The 436-nt window shown below is 40.8% G+C and carries 1 protein-coding gene; it reads left to right on the top strand.

Annotated features, from left to right (window positions below; translation table 11 throughout):
* Nucleotides 1-436: NAD(+) synthase (locus NE664_14235; GenBank protein MCQ4727794.1), on the top strand; the 436-nt coding region annotated here is incomplete at both ends.

The following is a 436-nucleotide window of genomic DNA, read 5'->3' as shown; positions in this document are numbered from 1 at the left end:
CAAATGTAATCCTCAACCTTTCCGCAAGCAACGAGCTTGCAGCTAAAAATGATTACAGGTGCGCTCTGGCCGCACATCAGTCTGCGGGAACAATAAGCGCATATATTTATTCTTCCGCCGGAATAGGAGAAAGCACCCAAGACGTTGTTTTCAGCGGTCACAGCATGATATGCGAAAACGGCGTTATGTTGGAAGAAACTAAGAGGTTTTCAAAAGAAAATCAACTTATATGTGCCGATATAGATCTCGAATCGATCTGCAACGACAGGAAAAAGAACACCTCATTTATGACTCCTGCATACTCACAAAAACAATACAGAAATATTTATTTTGATATAAGCGAAAGCAAAATCGAAACGCTTAAACGTCCGTTAACTCAAACGCCGTTTGTTCCGGCCGACAATGAAAAATTAAGCGAACGGTGCAAAGATATTTT

The sequence above is a fragment of the Anaerotignum faecicola genome, from assembly GCA_024460105.1.
Classification (GTDB): domain Bacteria; phylum Bacillota; class Clostridia; order Lachnospirales; family Anaerotignaceae; genus JANFXS01.
This window is presented reverse-complemented; position numbering and strand designations above follow the sequence as displayed.